This is a genomic window from Streptococcus pseudopneumoniae, from assembly GCF_038148935.1.
Taxonomy (GTDB): domain Bacteria; phylum Bacillota; class Bacilli; order Lactobacillales; family Streptococcaceae; genus Streptococcus; species Streptococcus pseudopneumoniae_U.
The window spans coordinates 1-19821 of the sequence record NZ_JBBJZX010000034.1; the positions used below are offsets into that span (position 1 = coordinate 1).

Sequence of the window (19821 nt, forward strand, 5' to 3'; positions counted from 1 at the left end):
GCTGTTGATAAATTTTTAAATGAACTTTGATAAATAGTATTGTATGAAAGTATAAGGTTAGTGTATATGAAACGTTCTCTCGACTCAAGAGTCGATTATAGTTTGCTATTGCCAGTATTTTTTCTACTGGTTATTGGCGTGGTGGCTATCTATATAGCTGTTAGTCATGATTATCCAAACAATATTCTGCCCATTTTAGGGCAGCAGGTCGCCTGGATTGCCTTGGGGCTTGTGATTGGTTTTGTGGTCATGCTCTTTAATACAGAATTTCTTTGGAAAGTAACCCCCTTTCTGTATATTTTAGGCTTGGGACTCATGGTCTTGCCAATTGTCTTTTATAATCCAAGCCTAGTTGCATCAACGGGTGCCAAAAACTGGGTATCGGTAAATGGTGTTACCTTGTTCCAGCCGTCAGAATTTATGAAGATATCCTATATCCTCATGTTGGCTCGTGTCATTGTCCAGTTTACCAAAAAACATAAGGAATGGAGACGCACGGTTCCGCTGGACTTTTTGTTAATTTTTTGGATGATTCTCTTTACTATTCCAGTCCTAGTTCTTTTAGCACTTCAAAGTGACTTAGGGACGGCTTTGGTTTTTGTAGCCATTTTCTCAGGAATCGTTTTATTATCAGGGGTTTCTTGGAAAATTATTATCCCAGTATTTGTGACTGCTGTAACAGGAGTTGCTGGTTTCTTAGCCATCTTTATTAGCAAGGACGGACGAGCTTTTCTTCACCAGATTGGAATGCCGACCTACCAAATCAATCGGATTTTGGCTTGGCTCAATCCCTTTGAGTTTGCCCAAACAACGACTTACCAGCAGGCTCAAGGGCAGATTGCCATTGGGAGCGGTGGTTTATTTGGTCAAGGTTTTAATGCTTCTAATCTGCTTATCCCAGTTCGAGAGTCGGATATGATTTTCACGGTCATTGCAGAAGATTTTGGCTTTATTGGCTCTGTCGTGGTTATTGCCCTCTATCTTATGCTCATTTATCGTATGTTGAAGATTACTATCAAATCAAATAACCAGTTCTACACCTATATTTCCACAGGTTTGATTATGATGTTACTCTTCCACATCTTTGAGAATATCGGTGCTGTGACTGGCTTACTTCCTTTGACTGGGATTCCCTTGCCTTTCATTTCGCAAGGGGGATCAGCTATTATCAGTAATTTGATTGGTGTTGGCTTGCTTTTATCTATGAGTTACCAGACTAATCTAGCTGAAGAAAAGAGCGGAAAAGTCCCATTCAAACGGAAAAAGGTTGTATTAAAACAAATTAAATAAGGAGAAAATCATGGTTAAAGTAGCAGTTATGTTAGCTCAGGGCTTTGAAGAAATTGAAGCTTTGACAGTTGTGGATGTCTTGCGTCGGGCAAATATTACTTGTGATATGGTTGGTTTTGAGGAGCAAGTGACAGGTTCGCACGCAATCCAAGTAAGAGCAGATCATGTCTTTGATGGAGATTTATCAGACTATGATATGATTGTCCTTCCTGGAGGGATGCCTGGTTCTGCACATTTGCGCGATAATCAGGCTTTGATGCAAGAATTGCAAAGTTTCGAACGAGAAGGGAAGAAACTGGCAGCTATTTGTGCTGCGCCAATTGCCCTCAATCAAGCAGGGATATTGAAAAACAAGCAGTACACTTGTTATGACGGCGTTCAAGAGCAAATCATTGATGGTCAATATGTCAAGGAAACAGTAGTGGTAGATGGTCAGTTGACAACCAGTCGAGGCCCTTCAACAGCCCTTACCTTTGCCTACGAGTTGGTGGACCAACTAGGAGGGGACGCAGAGAGTTTACGAACAGGAATGCTCTATCGAGATGTCTTTGGTAAAAATCAGTAAAACGGGAGTTGTTCTCTCGTTTTTTAGGTGGAAAAATCAGGGAAATCATCGCTTTTTTCATAAAAAAATGCTATAATGAAAGGTATGAAATATCACGATTATATCTGGGATTTAGGTGGAACTTTACTGGATAATTATGAAACTTCAACAGCTGCATTTGTTGAAACATTGGCACTGTATGGCATCACACAAGACCATGACAGTGTTTATCAGGCTTTAAAGGTTTCTACTGATTTTGCGATTGAGACATTCGCTCCCAACTTAGAGCATTTTTTAGAAAAATATAAAGAAAATGAAGCCAGAGAGCTAGAACACCCGATTTTATTTGAAGGAGTTTCTGACTTATTGGAAGATATTTCAAAACAAGGTGGGCGTCATTTTTTGATCTCTCATCGAAATAATCAGGTCTTAGAAATTTTAGAAAAAACTTCTATAGCAACCTATTTTACGAAAGTAGTGACTTCTAGCTCAGGTTTTAAGAGAAAGCCAAATCCCGAATCCATGCTTTATTTAAGAGAAAAATATCAGATTAGCTCAGGTCTTGTTATAGGTGATCGACCGATTGATATTGAAGCAGGGCAAGCTGCTGGACTAGCTACCCACTTGTTTACCAGTATCGTGAATTTAAGACAAGTATTAGACATGTAAGAAAAAGGAATAAGATGACAGAAGAAATCAAAAATCTGCAGGCACAGGATTATGATGCCAGTCAAATTCAAGTTTTAGAGGGCTTAGAGGCTGTTCGGATGCGTCCAGGGATGTATATCGGGTCAACTTCAAAAGAAGGTCTTCACCATCTAGTCTGGGAAATTGTTGATAACTCAATTGATGAGGCCCTGGCAGGATTTGCCAGTCATATTCAAGTCTTTATTGAGCCAGATGATTCGATTACTGTTGTCGATGATGGGCGTGGTATCCCAGTCGATATTCAGGAAAAAACAGGCCGACCTGCTGTTGAGACAGTCTTTACGGTTCTTCATGCTGGAGGAAAATTCGGCGGTGGCGGCTATAAGGTCTCAGGTGGTCTTCACGGAGTAGGGTCATCAGTAGTTAACGCCCTTTCCACTCAATTAGATGTTCATGTCCACAAAAACGGTAAGATTCATTACCAAGAATACCGTCGTGGTCATGTTGTCGCAGACCTTGAGGTAGTCGGAGATACAGATAGAACTGGAACAACGGTTCACTTCACACCAGACCCAGAAATCTTTGCTGAAACAACAACCTTTGATTTTGATAAATTAAATAAACGGATTCAAGAGTTAGCCTTTCTAAATCGCGGTCTTCAAATCTCCATCACAGATAAGCGTCAAGGTTTGGAACAAACCAAGCACTACCATTATGAAGGTGGAATTGCTAGTTACGTTGAGTATATCAATGAGAACAAGGATGTGATCTTTGATACACCAATCTACACAGATGGTGAGATGGATGATATCACAGTTGAAGTAGCCATGCAGTACACAACTGGTTACCATGAAAATGTCATGAGTTTCGCCAATAATATTCATACCCATGAAGGTGGAACGCATGAACAAGGTTTCCGTACAGCCTTGACACGTGTTATCAACGATTATGCTCGTAAGAATAAGTTACTGAAAGACAATGAAGATAATTTAACTGGGGAAGATGTCCGCGAAGGATTAACTGCAGTTATCTCGGTTAAACACCCAAATCCACAGTTTGAAGGACAAACCAAGACCAAGTTGGGAAATAGCGAAGTGGTCAAGATTACCAATCGCCTCTTCAGTGAAGCCTTCTCCGATTTCCTCATGGAAAATCCACAGATTGCCAAACGTATCGTGGAAAAAGGGATTTTGGCTGCCAAGGCTCGTGTGGCTGCCAAGCGTGCGCGTGAAGTCACCCGTAAAAAATCTGGTTTGGAAATTTCCAACCTTCCAGGTAAACTAGCAGACTGTTCTTCTAACAATCCTGCTGAAACAGAACTCTTCATCGTCGAAGGAGACTCAGCTGGTGGATCAGCAAAATCTGGTCGTAACCGTGAATTTCAGGCAATTCTTCCAATCCGCGGTAAGATTTTGAACGTTGAAAAGGCAAGTATGGATAAGATTCTAGCTAACGAAGAAATTCGTAGTCTTTTCACAGCCATGGGAACAGGATTTGGCGCAGAATTTGATGTTTCGAAAGCCCGTTACCAAAAACTCGTTTTGATGACGGATGCCGATGTCGATGGAGCCCACATTCGTACCCTTCTTTTGACCTTGATTTATCGTTATATGAAACCAATCCTAGAAGCTGGTTATGTTTATATCGCCCAACCACCAATCTATGGTGTCAAGGTTGGAAGCGAGATTAAAGAATACATCCAGCCAGGTGCAGATCAAGAAATCAAACTCCAAGAAGCCTTGGCTCGCCATAGTGAAGGACGTGCCAAACCAACTATTCAGCGTTATAAGGGGCTAGGTGAAATGGACGATCATCAGTTGTGGGAAACAACCATGGATCCCGAACATCGCTTGATGGCTAGAGTTTCTGTGGATGATGCTGCAGAAGCAGATAAAATCTTTGATATGTTGATGGGGGATCGAGTAGAACCTCGTCGTGAGTTTATCGAGGAAAATGCCGTTTATAGTACACTTGATGTCTAAAAAATCGGGAGAAGTAGTTCCCTTGGTCTAAAAAATATGATATAATCATTACGATTGTTTCAAGTAAAAAAAGGAGTTTGATATGTCTAATGGACAACTAATTTATTTAATGGTTGCAATTGCAGTCATTTTAGTTCTGGCTTATGTAGTGGCAATCTTTCTACGTAAGCGAAACGAGGGAAGATTAGAAGCGCTAGAAGAAAGAAAAGAAGAACTATACAATCTTCCAGTAAATGATGAAGTAGAAGCTGTAAAAAATATGCACTTGATTGGACAAAGTCAAGTGGCTTTCCGTGAATGGAATCAAAAATGGGTCGATTTATCTCTCAACTCTTTTGCCGATATTGAAAATAATCTTTTTGAAGCAGAAGGCTATAACCATTCATTTCGTTTTCTCAAGGCCAGTCATCAAATTGACCAAATTGAGAGTCAAATTACTTTGATTGAAGAAGATATTGCTGAAATTCGCAATGCTTTGGCAGACTTAGAGAAGCAAGAATCTAAAAATAGTGGTCGTGTTCTTCATGCTTTGGATTTATTTGAGGAACTTCAGCATAGAGTTGCTGAAAATTCAGAACAGTATGGTCAAGCCTTGGATGAAATTGAAAAACAATTAGAAAATATCCAATCTGAATTTTCACAATTTGTAACGTTGAATTCATCGGGTGACCCAGTAGAAGCTGCTGTGATTTTGGATAATGCTGAAAATCATATCTTGGCTTTGACACATATTGTTGATCGTATACCAGCAATTGTAACAACATTATCTAAAGAGCTACCAGATCAACTAGAAGATTTAGAAGATGGTTATCGTAAACTAATTGATGCTAATTATCATTTTGTTGAAACGGATATTGAAGCACGTTTCCACTTGCTTTATGAAGCATTCAAGAAAAACCAAGAGAATATTCGCCAGTTGGAATTGGATAATGCCGAGTATGAGAATGGACAGGCACAAGAGGAAATCAATGCCTTGTATGGTATTTTTACTCGAGAAATTGCTGCTCAGAAAGTAGTGGAAAATCTACTTGCAACTCTTCCAACTTACCTTCAACATATGAAAGAGAATAATACTTTATTGGGAGAAGATATTGCACGTTTGAGTAAGACCTATTTACTTCCTGAGACAGCTGCAAGCCATGTTCGTCGTATTCAGACAGAATTAGAGAGTTTTGAGGCAGCTATTGTTGAGGTAACTTCAAATCAAGAAGAACCAACCCAAGCTTATTCAGTTCTTGAAGAAAATCTTGAGGATTTACAAACTCAACTAAAAGATATTGAAGATGAGCAAATTTCAGTTAGTGAGCGCCTGACACAAATTGAGAAAGATGATATCAATGCACGTCAAAAGGCCAATGTTTATGTCAATCGTCTCCATACTATCAAGCGATACATGGAAAAACGCAATCTGCCAGGTATTCCACAAACTTTCTTGAAGTTATTCTTTACGGCAAGCAATAATACCGAGGATTTAATGGTTGAGTTAGAACAGAAAATGATTAACATTGAATCTGTTACCCGAGTTCTTGAAATTGCAACGAATGATATGGAAGCTTTAGAAACGGAAACTTATAATATTGTACAGTATGCAACCTTGACAGAGCAACTCTTGCAATATTCTAACCGCTATCGCTCATTTGATGAACGCATTCAAGAAGCATTTAACGAAGCTTTAGATATTTTTGAAAAAGAATTTGATTATCACGCTTCATTTGACAAGATTTCTCAAGCATTAGAAGTGGCAGAGCCTGGTGTAACCAACCGCTTTGTTATCTCATATGAGAAAACACGTGAAACGATTCGTTTTTAATAAAAGAAAAAGATTTGATTGTGTGAGGAGCAGAATCAAATCTTTTTCTATAGTAATATCGTGAGCAAAAGGATTCAAAATGATAAAAACGCATAATAGCGGGTGTAGAAACTCTTGCTACTATGCGTTTTATTATGGAAAGACTTATTGGACTTTCTCTCAAATCGAGTTTTTACTCAACTTCTTTATTTGATTGGGATTGAAATTCCAATCAATTTCTCTGAGTAGAGGGTTTTGATATTGGCCTCATCAATAGAGTCCTTATCAATTTTACGTTTCAAGAAAAACTCTTGGATGGCTTCGATTTCAGTTTCTCGAATAGCACGGTGTTTGTTTGAGATGAGGATTTCATAGTGAAGCGGAGCTTGGGTAAAAATAACATCAGTATTTCCAGCAGAATAGACCTCAACAAGGGTTGCATCTGTACTCTCTAGCTGGCTTTTTACAAGTTGCGAGTGTGAGTTTGTCGTATTGATAAGCTTCATAACATTTCCTCCGATTTTCTAATACTATTATAGCACTTTTTGAATAAAGTCGCTTGATTTAGTCAATCTTATGCTGTTTTTTCCAAGATTGAATGGCCCATTTATGGCTACCACGTTTAAGGTTCTCAATAGCCTCGTCAATAGGGAACCAGGCAATATGATTAAAGTCTTCTAGTGGCTTTTGTACTTCTTTGAAAGAAGTCGCTTCATAGAGGTAAGCAGGATTGTAGTAGTAGGTGTCACGGTAACGAGAGTAGAAATATTCGTCAGCTTGTCCGTAATAGGTACCAATTTCAGCTGTGAAACCAAGCTCTTCAATCAATTCACGCTTTAGGGCTTCCTGATGATTTTCACCTGATTCAATTTCGCCACCTGGTAAGAACCAAGCACCATTAGGTGCTTGAACAAGAACAATTTGTTTTTGTTTAGCGTCGGGGATAACTGCATACACTCCATAGCGTGCAACATAGTCTGTATTCGCTTTTTTTTCTCCGAAAGTTGGGTTTGCCATTGCATTTTCCTCATTATCTAGTATCGTTATTATTATCATAATGGACAAAGGGCAAGCTGTCAAGAAATTACAGTTATTTTAGTAAAAAAGAAGCAGAAAATTTTCATTTTCCACTTCTTTTATATAGTATTTATTTTTCTGTTTCAGAAGCTTTCACTTCAGCTTTTTTGGCAGATTTGATTTGAATGTTGCCCTTGCTGGTCATAACTGCCTTTAGGTCTTTTTCACTTGGATTTTCAAGGTAGTAGTCAGTGATTGCGTCTTCAACATAGTCTTGAATAGTGCGGCGAAGTGGGCGTGCTCCCATTTTTGGATCATAACCGAGGTCAACCAACTTTTCCTTGACCTTGTCAGTTACATTTAAATGAATGTTGTTGCTAGAAAGACGTTTGTTAACATCTGCTAGCATGAGCTCGACAATCTGAAGGAGGTTGTCCTTGCTGAGAGCCTTAAATTCGATAATGCCATCAAAACGGTTCATAAACTCTGGGCTAAAGAAGTTTCCGAGTTCACCGAGAACAGAATTGGTACGTCCTTCGCGAGCTGCCCCAAATCCAACGCTGGCTTCTGCCTTACCTGTACCTGCATTTGAAGTCATGATGATGATGGCATCCTTGAAGCTAACGGTACGTCCTTGCCCATCTGTCAAACGACCATCGTCTAAGACTTGTAGAAACATGTGCATAACATCTGGATGGGCTTTTTCCACTTCATCCAAGAGGATAAGTGAGTAGGGATTACGGCGGACTTTTTCAGTTAATTGCCCAGCCTCATCGTAGCCAACATAACCTGGAGGGGCGCCGACCAACTTAGCTACACTGTGTTTTTCCATGTATTCACTCATGTCAAAGCGAATCATGCTGTCAGCAGAACCAAAGAGTTCGATAGCTAGTTGTTTGGAAAGTTCTGTCTTACCGACACCAGTTGGTCCGACAAAGAGGAAGCTTCCAATTGGACGGTTTGGCGTACCGAGACCGACACGATTCCGGCGAATAGCTTTGGCAATCTTATCGACTGCATCGTCTTGCCCAATAACATGAGACTTGAGATCTTCGGTTAGATGGATGAGTTGAGATTGTTCTTTCTCTTTCAAATCGCCAACAGGAATATTGGTTTTCTGCTCGATAATGTGCTCAATGGTTTTCTCACTGATGATAGGAGTATCTTGGTCTGTGACTTTTTTCTTTTGCATTTCCTTATACTTGGCAATCTGGTCACGGAAGTAGGCGGCCTTCTCAAAATCTTCCTCTCGTGTAGCTTGAGATTTAAGATTTTCAGCCTCAATCAAGCGTTGATCAATTACTTTAGGATCCACAAAATTCAAGGTCAAGTTCATCTTAGAACCAGCTTCATCTAGGAGGTCAATGGCCTTGTCAGGTAAGAAGCGATCTTGGATGTAACGATTGGAAAGAGTTGCAGCTGCTTCAATCGCAGCATCGGTATACTGAACGTGGTGGTAGTCTTCGTATTTCTTTTGAATGCCTTTGAGGATAGTGATTGTTTCTTCCACTGTTGGTTCATCAACTTTGACAGGCTGCATACGACGCTCTAGGGCAGCATCCTTTTCAATGATACGGTATTCATTGAGAGTAGTAGCGCCGACCAGTTGCAGTTCCCCACGAGCAAGGGCTGGCTTGAGGATATTTCCTGCGTCCATATTACCATCACTCGCAGAACCTGCACCAACAATTTCATGGATTTCATCGATAAAGAGGATAATATCCTCACGTTTGCGAATTTCTTCCATGAGTTTTTGCATGCGTTCTTCAAATTGTCCTCGGATACCCGTTCCTTGGACCAGGCTAACCACATCCAGACGGATGACTTGTTTACCTTGGAGTTTATGTGGAACATCGCCATCAACGATTTTCTGAGCTAGACCTTCGACAACGGCTGTTTTTCCGACACCTGGTTCACCGATAAGAACAGGATTATTCTTGGTTCTACGATTGAGAATTTCGATGATACGGATAATCTCATCGTCGCGCCCGATAACGGGGTCAATGTCTCCACGACGGGCAATCTCAGTTACGTTGATACCAAATTCTTCTAGCAGGCCTTTTTCTTGGCTTGGTGGTGGAGTTTGAGCAGAACCACGATTTTGGGAACCATAACCGCCGTTTCCACCATAACCTCCACCTGATTGGGTTGGGGGAATAGGAGGAGTATTGCTAGAAGGTCTGAAATTGTTTAGGTCATTGAAGAAATCACCAAAGGGATCAAAGTCACGATTGTTCAGATCCGTCATACCTTTAAAGAGGCTATTGTTAGGATCTGTTTTGATAATCTTGTAGCAGTTTTGACAGAGGTCAATTTGTTTTTGTTTTCCATTGAGATTGGTGTAAAGATGAATTGTTGAGTCGTTAATTTTACAGTTTTGACAAAGCATACATCTACCTCATTTCTTTCTTTAGCCTGACCTGTTTAATGGTCAAAAATAGTCAAATTTCTATACTCTCATTATAACAGGATTGGGGTGTAAAGCAAGTAAAAAGATTGTAGCTTTGAGAAGTTGTTATAATGAAAATTTTTGTGAATTTGGACTAAAAAAATCCTATTTGTGAGACAAAAAGGATTTTGGTTAGACATGCAGGGTGTAATCCCAGCTTGTTTTGTATTAGTAAAGGAGTTCGTAAATCTCCATTGCAATCAAGTCAATGCTATCAAACGTATACGTTTCGCGAGCTTCTACATCACGAAGGGTAAAGATTGAGCCGTTTTCTTCGTCGTGGCTGTATGCAACTTCTGCAACAACAACTCCTTCGCGTTCAAAATTACGTTTTAAATTTCCGCCATCTTTTGCCATTGCTTCAAGGCGGTTGATGATTCTAACCAAATGTGATTCCATTTTGATTCTCCTTCATTTCTTATCGTTACTATTTTACCATAAAGGAGGCCAACTTGACTAGAAAAAACTAAGATTTCTCGCTAATTCTACTAGCTGAAAGTTTTTTTGAATAAATCGGATAAAAAGTTTGAATTTTAATTCAATACATGTTATAATCATACAGTATTCTATTTTAGAAAGCAGTGTGACTATGAATTTTTCTTTTTTACCTAAGTATTTACCTTATTTTAACTATGGGGCTGTTGTGACGGTTCTCATTTCTATCTGTGTTGTCTTTTTGGGAACTATTTTGGGTGTTGTCTTGGCTTTTGGGCAACGTTCAAAGTTTAAACCGCTTGTTTGGCTCGCTAACTTGTACGTTTGGATTTTCCGTGGGACGCCAATGATGGTTCAGATTATGATTGCCTTTGCTCTTATGCATATCAATGCCCCGACTATTCAGGTTGGAATTTTGGGTGTTGACCTTTCTCGTCTGATTCCAGGGATTTTGATTATCTCTATGAACAGTGGTGCTTATGTTTCTGAGACTGTTCGTGCTGGAATCAATGCGGTTCCTAAGGGGCAGTTAGAGGCGGCTTATTCGCTAGGGATTCGTCCTAAAAATGCGATGCGCTATGTGATTTTGCCACAAGCCATCAAAAATATTTTGCCAGCATTGGGGAACGAATTTATCACCATTATCAAGGACAGCTCCCTCTTATCAGCTATTGGTGTTATGGAATTGTGGAATGGGGCTACAACAGTTTCTACAACAACTTATCTACCTTTAACACCACTTTTATTTGCAGCCTTTTACTACTTGATTATGACCTCTATTTTGACAGTAGCCTTGAAAGCTTTTGAAAAACGTATGGGACAAGGAGATAAAAAATAATGACAGAAACCTTGATAAAAATTGAAAATTTACATAAATCATTTGGAAAGAATGAAGTATTGAAGGGCATCAACCTCGAGATTAAAAGAGGAGAAGTTGTCGTTATCATCGGTCCTTCAGGGAGCGGGAAATCTACCTTGCTTCGCTCTATGAATTTGTTGGAAGAAGCAACCAAGGGGAAGGTTATCTTTGAGGGAGTTGATATTACGGACAAGAAGAATGACCTGTTTGCCATGCGTGAGAAGATGGGCATGGTTTTCCAACAATTCAATCTCTTTCCTAATATGACTGTGATGGAAAATATCACCTTGTCACCTATCAAGACCAAAGGTGAAAGCAAGGCTGTTGCTGAGAAGAGAGCCCAAGAGCTTTTGGAAAAAGTTGGTTTGCCAGATAAGGCAGATGCTTATCCACAGAGTTTGTCAGGTGGCCAGCAACAACGGATTGCCATCGCGCGTGGGTTGGCCATGGAACCTGATGTTTTGCTCTTTGATGAGCCAACTTCAGCCTTGGACCCTGAGATGGTAGGTGAGGTATTGGCTGTTATGCAAGACCTTGCCAAGTCAGGAATGACCATGGTTATCGTAACACATGAGATGGGATTTGCCCGTGAGGTGGCAGATCGTGTTATCTTTATGGCAGACGGCGTGGTTGTTGAAGATGGAACACCTGAACAGATTTTTGAACAAACCCGAGAACAACGGACTAAAGACTTTTTGAGTAAGGTTTTATAATCTATTTTAAAATTTCAAGACAAGATTAGTGAAAAGCTCAACCAGAGCTTTTTCTTATAGTTTGAAACTATAGTATTGCCTAGGAAAGAAGTGTTAGAGGGGACTAGCAGTTTTTGGTATAATGGAAGATATTTGAAAGAAAAGAGAAATGATATGACACAGATTATTGATGGGAAAGCTTTAGCGACCAAATTGCAGGGGCAGTTGGCTGAAAAGACTACAAAATTAAAGGAAGAAACAGATCTAGTGCCTGGTTTGGTAGTGATTTTGGTTGGGGACAATCCAGCCAGCCAAGTCTACGTTCGCAACAAGGAGAGGTCAGCTATTGCGGCTGGTTTCCGTAGCGAAGTAGTGCGAGTTCCAGAGACCATTAGTCAAGAGGAATTGTTAGACTTGATTGATAAATACAATCAAGATCCAGCTTGGCATGGGATTTTGGTTCAGTTACCATTACCAAAACATATCGATGAAGAGGTGGTTTTATTAGCCATTGACCCAGAAAAGGATGTGGATGGTTTCCATCCTCTAAATATGGGACGTCTTTGGTCTGGACATCCAGTCATGATTCCATCAACACCTGCAGGGATTATGGAAATGTTCCATGAATATGGGATTGATTTGGAAGGTAAAAATGCGGTCGTCATCGGTCGTTCCAATATTGTTGGAAAACCCATGGCTCAGCTTCTTTTGGCCAAGAATGCAACAGTGACCTTGACTCACTCACGGACTCATAATCTTGCCAAGGTGGCTGCTAAAGCAGATATTCTGGTTGTTGCAATCGGTCGTGCTAAGTTTGTGACTCCTGATTTTGTCAAACCAGGTGCGGTAGTCATTGACGTTGGGATGAACCGCGATGAAAATGGTAAGCTCTGTGGGGATGTGGATTATGAGGCAGTTGCCCCACTTGCTAGCCATATTACGCCAGTTCCTGGAGGTGTCGGTCCTATGACCATTACTATGCTGATGGAGCAAACTTATCAAGCAGCACTTCGGACATTGGATAGAAAATAAGAGAAAATTCGCTGAAGAGAGTGTATTTTCTATAGCTATATCTGAAATGGCAGAAATGAATATTAAATTTTAGATATAAGATTACAAAAGGAGGTCTGCGCCTCCTTTTTGTTGTATAATGGAGTGAGGTGATTAGATGATATTAAAAATTTATAATGGGGAATATAGTTTACAATGGGATGGAATATACTACTTAGCACTAATTGATTATCCAAATATTCAAGAATGGGAATTAGAAAAAATTGCTAAATTTATAGCTTACGAAAAACTTCATAAACGTCAAACAAGTATTGAGTGTGCTGATTCTTGTTTAAAAAAAGAGATTTTAGATTACATCTTTCAGAATCCCTTTCTGCCACCATTTATCCCTACAAATAAAATAGTAGCCTCGACTTATGATCTACATAAGAGGTTAGTGACTTCAGACTACTGTAGTCATACTACGACTATAGATACAGCGATTTCTATCTTTAAAACAGGTCAGCTCTTATCTGCTGTGAAAGCCTTTGGGCGAGATGCTGAGGAGTTGGTTTTGGATAGTCGAAATGCTGCATCGGATCCGATAGATTATTTTGACTATGTCATGTTAGGGTGGTCAAATACAAGTTCTGGTTATCGATTAGCGATGGAGCGTTTATTAGGTCGAGCTCCTTCAGAGAAAGAATTACAAGACAAGTTTATTCCTGGAGTGAGTTTTCATTTTATCTATACAGATTTGATTAAACTTACTGGTTATATTTTTGATGGCTACCATGTTGCAAAAATTAAGGACATATTGGATTTATTTAGTGAGTTGTATATTTGCATTATTCCAACTCATAATAAGAGCCAATTTGAAAATATTATTCCAAGTCAATTACTGGATAGGGTGTATTATCTTGACCATGATGGAGAAGGTTTGGAGGAGTGGGTTAAAAAAGTATATCGGATTGTTTTAAAACGATCAGGTAAAGGATAGTTGAGGAAAAAAGGATGAAAGTGATTGATCAAACCTTACTAGAAAAAGTTATTATTGAACGTTCTCGTACAAGTCATAAAGGGGACTACGGTCGTTTGCTGTTGCTGGGTGGTACTTATCCTTATGGAGGTGCTATCATTATGGCTGCACTAGCTGCTGTTAGGAGTGGTGCAGGATTGGTGACCGTTGGAACGGACAGGGAAAATATTCCAGCTCTGCACAGCCATTTACCTGAGGCTATGGCCTTTTCTCTTCAAGACCAGCAGTTGTTAAAAGAGCAATTGGGGAAGGCAGAAGTTGTCTTGCTGGGACCTGGTTTACGAGACGATGCTTTTGGAGAAGATCTAGTAAAACAAGTCTTTGTTAATTTAAGCCAAAATCAGATTTTGATTGTAGATGGAGGTGCCTTGACCATTCTTGCTAGGACAAGTTTGTCATTTCCATCTAACCCGCTTATCCTAACTCCCCACCAAAAAGAATGGGAAAAGCTGTCTGATATTGCTATTGAAAAGCAAAAGGAAGATGCAACGGCTAGTGCCCTAACTTCCTTCCCTCAAGGAACAATTTTGGTAGAGAAAGGTCCAGCTACTCGTATTTGGCAAGCTGGTCAGTCTGATTATTACCAGTTACAGGTTGGCGGTCCCTATCAGGCGACAGGGGGAATGGGAGATACGCTTGCTGGGATGATTGCAGGATTTGTGGGCCAATTCCGACAGGCCAGTCTCTACGAGCGTGTGGCAGTAGCGACCCATCTTCATTCAGCTATTGCCCAAGAACTAGCTCAAGAAGATTATGTGGTTTTGCCAACGGAGATTAGTAATTGTCTTCCTAAAGTAATGAAAATTATTTGTCAAAAAGAGAGGGTAAGCAAAGATAAACTCGTTTAAAATAGACAGATAAACCTACTTCCTTCTCTTAATTTATGATTCTTGAAATGCGCCTGCTTTAATGCTAAACTAGACGTATCAAAGTTAAGCTCTTATTTTTGGAACTGGAAAGAGATGAACAAATCAAATACATAAAAGATAAACTCATTTTTATTCGTTTGGTAAAAAGAAAATGCATATTTTCAAAGAAAGATTGATGAAAAATGTAGATTTGATGTTTTTACTTGAATAAAAAGCGGTTTCATAGTAGAATAAGAACTGAGAATGATGGAGGTAAATCGGTGGAAAATCTGAAGAAAATGGCAGGTATCAAGGCTGCTGAGTTCGTGAGCGATGGAATGGTCGTTGGACTTGGAACAGGATCGACTGCCTATTATTTTGTCGAAGAAATCGGTCGTCGTATCAAGGAAGAAGGATTGCAGATTACAGCTGTAACAACTTCTAGTGTGACCACTAAACAGGCAGAAGGCCTTAATATCCCGCTCAAGTCTATTGACCAAGTAGACTTGGTTGATGTGACGGTTGATGGCGCGGATGAAGTGGATAGTCAGTTTAACGGAATCAAAGGCGGTGGTGGTGCTCTTCTGATGGAAAAGGTGGTCGCAACACCATCAAAAGAATACATTTGGGTGGTGGATGAAAGCAAGCTGGTCGAAAAACTAGGTGCTTTTAAATTGCCAGTAGAAGTGGTTCAGTATGGTGCAGAGCAGGTCTTTCGTCATTTTGAACGAGCTGGCTACAAACCAAGTTTCCGTGAAAAAGACGGCCAACGTTTTGTGACGGATATGCAGAATTTTATCATCGATCTTGCCTTGGATGTCATTGAAAATCCAATTGCTTTCGGACAAGAATTGGACCATGTCGTTGGTGTTGTAGAGCACGGTTTATTCAACCAAATGGTGGGCAAGGTCATTGTTGCTGGACGAGATGGGGTTCAGATTTTAACCTCAAGAAAAGAAAAATAGAAGGGGGCATAAGATGTCTAAATTTAATCGTATTCATTTGGTGGTACTGGATTCTGTAGGAATCGGTGCAGCACCAGATGCTAATAACTTTGTCAATGCAGGGGTTCCAGATGGAGCTTCTGACACACTGGGACACATTTCAAAAACAGTTGGTTTGAATGTCCCAAACATGACTAAAATCGGTCTTGGAAATATTCCTCGTGAAACTCCTCTTAAGACTGTACCGGCAGAAAGCAATCCAACTGGATATGCAACAAAATTGGAAGAAGTATCCCTTGGTAAGGATACCATGACTGGACACTGGGAAATCATGGGACTCAACATTACCGAGCCTTTCGATACTTTCTGGAACGGATTCCCAGAAGAAATCTTGACAAAAATCGAAGAATTCTCAGGACGCAAGGTCATTCGTGAAGCAAACAAACCTTACTCAGGTACAGCTGTTATCGACGATTTTGGACCACGTCAAATGGAAACTGGAGAGTTGATTATCTATACTTCAGCTGACCCTGTTTTGCAAATTGCTGCCCACGAAGACATCATTCCTCTGGATGAATTGTACCGTATCTGTGAATACGCTCGTTCGATTACCCTTGAGCGTCCTGCCCTTTTAGGACGTATCATTGCCCGTCCTTATGTAGGTGAACCAGGTAACTTCACTCGTACGGCAAACCGTCGTGACTTGGCTGTATCTCCATTTGCCCCAACTGTTTTGGATAAATTGAATGAAGCTGGTATCGATACTTATGCTGTTGGTAAAATCAACGACATCTTTAACGGTGCCGGTATCAACCATGACATGGGTCACAACAAGTCAAACAGCCACGGAATTGATACACTATTGAAGACCATGGGCCTTGCTGAGTTTGAAAAAGGATTCTCATTCACAAACTTGGTTGACTTTGATGCCCTTTACGGTCACCGTCGTAATGCTCACGGTTACCGTGATTGCTTGCATGAGTTTGATGAACGCTTACCTGAGATTATCGTAGCCATGCGAGAGAACGACCTTCTCTTGATTACTGCGGACCACGGGAACGACCCAACTTACGCAGGAACAGACCACACTCGCGAATATATCCCATTGTTGGCTTACAGTCCTGCTTTTAAAGGAAATGGTGTCATTCCAGTAGGACATTTTGCCGATATTTCAGCGACTGTTGCCGATAACTTTGGTGTGGAAACTGCCATGATTGGGGAAAGTTTCTTAGATAAATTGGTATAAGATGACGCGCTATGCTTTGCTGGTGAGAGGCATCAATGTTGGTGGTAAGAATAAGGTCGTCATGGCGGAGCTTCGTCAAGAATTGACAGACTTGGGACTGGAAAAGGTTGAAAGCTACATCAACAGTGGCAATATTTTCTTTACTTCGATAGATTCCAAAGCCCAATTGGTTGAAAAGTTAGAGACTTTCTTTGGGACTCGTTATCCATTTATTCAGAGGTTTTCTTTACTGAGTCAAGAAGACTATGAAGACGAACTTGAGAGTCTACCAGCTTGGTGGAATGAAGACTTGGCAAGAAAAGACGTTCTCTTTTACACTGAAGGTTTGGATGTGGATCAAGTCATCGAGAAAGTAGACAGTTTAAAACTGGAAGATGAAGTTCTTCATTTTGGAAAACTTGGTATTTTTTGGGGAAAATTCTCTGAAGAATCTTACTCTAAGACTGCCTATCATAAGTACTTGCTCAAGATGCCTTTCTATCGCCACATTACCATTCGCAATGCAAAAACCTTTGACAAAATCGGTCAAATGCTAAAAAATAATAAAGGGGACATACAATGACAACATTTTTAGATAAAATCAATGAAACAGCTGCCTTCCTGAAAGACAAGGGAATTCAAGCGCCTGAGTTCGGTCTAATCCTTGGGTCAGGACTTGGAGAACTTGCAGAAGAAATCGAAAATCCAGTTGTAGTAGACTATGCTGAAATTCCAAACTGGGGCCGTTCAACAGTAGTCGGTCACGCTGGTAAATTAGTATATGGTGAACTTGCAGGTCGCAAGGTTTTGGCTCTTCAAGGGCGTTTCCATTTCTACGAAGGAAATCCTCTGGAAGTCGTGACTTTCCCAGTACGTGTCATGAAAGTTCTTGGATGTGAAGGTGTTATTGTAACCAATGCTGCTGGTGGTATTGGATATGGCCCTGGTACTTTGATGGCTATCTCAGACCATATCAATATGACAGGTCAAAATCCATTGATGGGTGAAAACTTGGATGACTTTGGTCCTCGTTTCCCAGATATGTCTAAGGCCTACACTCCAGAATACCGTGCTACTGCCTATGAAGTGGCTAAAAAACTTGGTATCAAGCTTGATGAAGGTGTCTATATCGGTGTAACTGGTCCAACTTATGAAACACCAGCAGAGATTCGTGCCTATAAGACACTGGGAGCAGATGCAGTTGGTATGTCCACTGTTCCTGAAGTGATCGTGGCAGCCCACTCAGGTTTAAAAGTTTTGGGAATTTCATGTATTACTAACTTTGCGGCTGGTTTCCAAGAAGAACTCAACCACGAAGAAGTTGTGGAAGTAACCGAACGTGTTAAAGGTGACTTCAAGGGCTTGCTTAAAGCTATTCTTGCAGAATTGTAAGAAAAAAGATTTAAAAGGGGGAATGCCTCTACCTTTTCATGATTGACTGCCTATCAGGATCAAAGAAGAAATATAAGTATACTATGAGGTTCTTCCTGCTCTTATAAATGAAAGAAGCGGAAGAATAGGTATGTTTGATCTGATAGCCAGCATTGTGAAAGACAAGATTCTAGGATACTAGCGTTAGCTTCCTAGCCAAGCAGACTAGGATGATAAGAAGAGATAAGAATGAATTTACTTTCTGAATTTCTTAGCCTTGTCCTATATAGGGGACAAGGAGATTTCGCTTGAGTCTGCTTACAAATAAACGAAAAGAAAGATAAAGAATAATGAAAATTGGTCAACGAATTATGCGCTTTGGCATAAAAAAATTAAGTATCGGAGTTGTATCTGTTGCAGTCGGCTTCGCATTTCTAGCTCCAGCTGGAATTTCAGCCAATGAACTAAAACAAGATGTAACATCTGAAGTGGCAACAAGAGTGCTAGATTCTAAGGAGGAATTGAGAGAGCCAGAAAATGTTGCTCCAAAAGTAGAAACTCCTCTTAAAGAGGAGCCAAGACTAGCTCCTCAAACGCTTCCGGAAGCAAGTGAAGTTCTTGAAAACAAAAGGGAAGAGTCAAAAGTGGAGATAACAGAGCCAGTTCAAGACTCACCTATTCTTGCTCCTGTAGAAGAAACTAAAGAAGAAGTTGTGACAGAAAAACCAACAAATACTCGTTCTTTAACAGCAGAAGATTTGGTGAAGATTTCCAAAGGGGAATTGCATTTAGAAAATGATTTGATTGATGAATCTCTCTATGGTGAAAAAGTTCTTGATTTGGAAGGGGATGATGACCAAGATGGCATCAAAAACAAAGATGAACTTTATGTTTACAACAAAGATGGTAAGGATTATCTAGGATATAACAGTCATCCCTTGCTAGCAGACAGTGATGGGGATGGTTTGGCAGATGGAGAAGATGACAATAAGAAAGAATGGTATGTCACAGACCGTGATTCTCTTCTCTTTATGGAGTTAGCCTATCGAGACGATGATTATATTGAGAAAATTTTAGATCATAAGAATCCTTTCCCTAGTCTGTATCTTGACCGTCAAGAATACAAACTCATGCACAATGAATTGGCTCCTTTCTGGAAAATGAAAAAAGCCTACCATACAGATAGTGGTCTGGATGCTTTCTTATTTGAGACCAAGAGCGACCTTCCTTATCTCAAAGATGGAACGGTGCACATGTTGGCTATTCGTGGAACGCGAGTTAATGACGCCAAGGATTTAAGTGCAGATTTGGTTTTATTTGGTGGAAATAAACCAGCTCAAGCGGATGATATCCGTAAGGTTGTTGGGGAATTAGCCAAGGATACAAGTATTACCAAGTTGTATATGACAGGTCATTCTCTTGGAGGCTACCTAGCTCAGATTGCAGCGGTGGAAGCTTACCAAAAATATCCTGATTTTTATAACCATGTATTGCGGAAAGTGACGACTTTCAGTGCTCCTAAAGTGATTACTTCCAGAACTGTTTGGAATGCTAAGAATGGTTTCTGGGATGTTGGTTTGGAAAGCCGTAAATTAGCTGTTAGTGGGAAAATTAAGCATTATGTGGTTGATAATGACAATGTTGTGACTCCCTTGATTCATAACGATCGTGATATTGTTACATTTACAGGTAATTCACG

Annotated in this window: 19 protein-coding genes; 15 read left to right on the top strand and 4 right to left on the bottom strand. The window is 40.2% G+C overall.

Features of this window, described 5'->3' with window-relative positions; translation table 11 throughout:
* Nucleotides 1-66: 66 nt before the first annotated feature.
* The 5 genes from WKI42_RS05170 to ezrA all read left to right on the top strand — a co-directional run bounded on the left by WKI42_RS05170 (nucleotide 67) and on the right by ezrA (nucleotide 6274).
* Complete coding sequence (locus tag WKI42_RS05170; protein ID WP_368081352.1) at nucleotides 67-1290, top strand: FtsW/RodA/SpoVE family cell cycle protein; 1224 nt, start codon at nucleotides 67-69, stop codon at nucleotides 1288-1290.
* A gap of 10 nt (nucleotides 1291-1300) precedes the next feature.
* A complete protein-coding gene (locus WKI42_RS05175) occupies nucleotides 1301-1855 on the top strand; it encodes a DJ-1 family glyoxalase III (RefSeq protein ID WP_368081353.1) in 555 nt (184 codons plus the stop codon).
* An 84-nt stretch (nucleotides 1856-1939) separates the two neighbouring features.
* Entirely contained in the window at nucleotides 1940-2503 is a 564-nt protein-coding gene (locus WKI42_RS05180) for an HAD family hydrolase (protein WP_368081367.1), read from the top strand.
* Nucleotides 2504-2517: 14 nt separating this feature from the next.
* Nucleotides 2518-4464 (top strand): DNA topoisomerase (ATP-hydrolyzing) subunit B, encoded by a 1947-nt coding sequence (gene gyrB, locus WKI42_RS05185; protein ID WP_368081354.1) that lies wholly within the window; start codon nucleotides 2518-2520, stop codon nucleotides 4462-4464.
* A gap of 82 nt (nucleotides 4465-4546) precedes the next feature.
* Nucleotides 4547-6274: a septation ring formation regulator EzrA gene (ezrA, locus tag WKI42_RS05190; protein WP_368081355.1), complete on the top strand. Its 1728-nt coding sequence runs from the start codon at nucleotides 4547-4549 to the stop codon at nucleotides 6272-6274.
* A gap of 185 nt (nucleotides 6275-6459) precedes the next feature.
* Here the strand turns inward: ezrA and WKI42_RS05195 are convergent, their stop codons facing one another.
* From WKI42_RS05195 to WKI42_RS05210, 4 genes are all read right to left on the bottom strand, one after another.
* Nucleotides 6460-6759 carry a DUF1827 family protein gene (locus WKI42_RS05195; protein ID WP_000767197.1) on the bottom strand — a complete coding sequence of 100 codons (300 nt, stop codon included), beginning with the start codon at nucleotides 6757-6759 and terminating at the stop codon, nucleotides 6460-6462.
* A 58-nt stretch (nucleotides 6760-6817) separates the two neighbouring features.
* Nucleotides 6818-7270 carry an NUDIX hydrolase gene (locus WKI42_RS05200; RefSeq protein WP_368081356.1) on the bottom strand — a complete coding sequence of 151 codons (453 nt, stop codon included), beginning with the start codon at nucleotides 7268-7270 and terminating at the stop codon, nucleotides 6818-6820.
* A gap of 130 nt (nucleotides 7271-7400) precedes the next feature.
* Nucleotides 7401-9659 carry an ATP-dependent Clp protease ATP-binding subunit gene (locus tag WKI42_RS05205; RefSeq protein ID WP_368081357.1) on the bottom strand — a complete coding sequence of 753 codons (2259 nt, stop codon included), beginning with the start codon at nucleotides 9657-9659 and terminating at the stop codon, nucleotides 7401-7403.
* A gap of 228 nt (nucleotides 9660-9887) precedes the next feature.
* On the bottom strand, nucleotides 9888-10118 hold the full coding sequence (locus WKI42_RS05210) for a DUF1797 family protein (RefSeq protein WP_000443570.1): 231 nt from the start codon (nucleotides 10116-10118) through the stop codon (nucleotides 9888-9890).
* Between the two features lie 190 nt (nucleotides 10119-10308).
* Between WKI42_RS05210 and WKI42_RS05215 the strand changes: the two genes are divergently transcribed.
* From WKI42_RS05215 to WKI42_RS05260, 10 genes are all read left to right on the top strand, one after another.
* On the top strand, nucleotides 10309-10992 hold the full coding sequence (locus WKI42_RS05215) for an amino acid ABC transporter permease (protein ID WP_001011642.1): 684 nt from the start codon (nucleotides 10309-10311) through the stop codon (nucleotides 10990-10992).
* Nucleotides 10992-11726 (top strand): amino acid ABC transporter ATP-binding protein, encoded by a 735-nt coding sequence (locus WKI42_RS05220; RefSeq protein ID WP_368081358.1) that lies wholly within the window; start codon nucleotides 10992-10994, stop codon nucleotides 11724-11726. The genes WKI42_RS05215 and WKI42_RS05220 overlap by 1 nt, the downstream gene beginning before the upstream one ends.
* A 153-nt stretch (nucleotides 11727-11879) precedes the next feature.
* Nucleotides 11880-12737, top strand: a complete 858-nt coding sequence (locus WKI42_RS05225; protein ID WP_368081359.1) for a bifunctional methylenetetrahydrofolate dehydrogenase/methenyltetrahydrofolate cyclohydrolase — start codon at nucleotides 11880-11882, stop codon at nucleotides 12735-12737.
* A gap of 136 nt (nucleotides 12738-12873) precedes the next feature.
* Entirely contained in the window at nucleotides 12874-13695 is an 822-nt protein-coding gene (locus WKI42_RS05230) for a phosphate ABC transporter ATPase (protein WP_368081360.1), read from the top strand.
* Between the two features lie 14 nt (nucleotides 13696-13709).
* Entirely contained in the window at nucleotides 13710-14582 is an 873-nt protein-coding gene (locus WKI42_RS05235; RefSeq protein WP_368081361.1) for an NAD(P)H-hydrate dehydratase, read from the top strand.
* Nucleotides 14583-14863: 281 nt separating this feature from the next.
* Entirely contained in the window at nucleotides 14864-15547 is a 684-nt protein-coding gene (rpiA, locus tag WKI42_RS05240; protein WP_368081362.1) for a ribose-5-phosphate isomerase RpiA, read from the top strand.
* A 13-nt stretch (nucleotides 15548-15560) separates the two neighbouring features.
* Entirely contained in the window at nucleotides 15561-16772 is a 1212-nt protein-coding gene (locus WKI42_RS05245) for a phosphopentomutase (protein ID WP_368081363.1), read from the top strand.
* 1 nt (nucleotide 16773) lies between these two features.
* Nucleotides 16774-17334 carry a DUF1697 domain-containing protein gene (locus WKI42_RS05250; RefSeq protein ID WP_368081364.1) on the top strand — a complete coding sequence of 187 codons (561 nt, stop codon included), beginning with the start codon at nucleotides 16774-16776 and terminating at the stop codon, nucleotides 17332-17334.
* The gene (locus WKI42_RS05255; RefSeq protein ID WP_368081365.1) at nucleotides 17331-18143 is read left to right on the top strand and encodes a purine-nucleoside phosphorylase; all 813 of its coding nucleotides are present in this window, start codon (nucleotides 17331-17333) and stop codon (nucleotides 18141-18143) included. Before WKI42_RS05250 ends, WKI42_RS05255 begins: the two co-directional genes overlap by 4 nt.
* Nucleotides 18144-18472: 329 nt before the next feature.
* Nucleotides 18473-19821, top strand: a 1349-nt coding sequence (locus WKI42_RS05260) for a lipase family protein (protein ID WP_368081366.1), incomplete at its 3' end; no start/stop codon positions are given.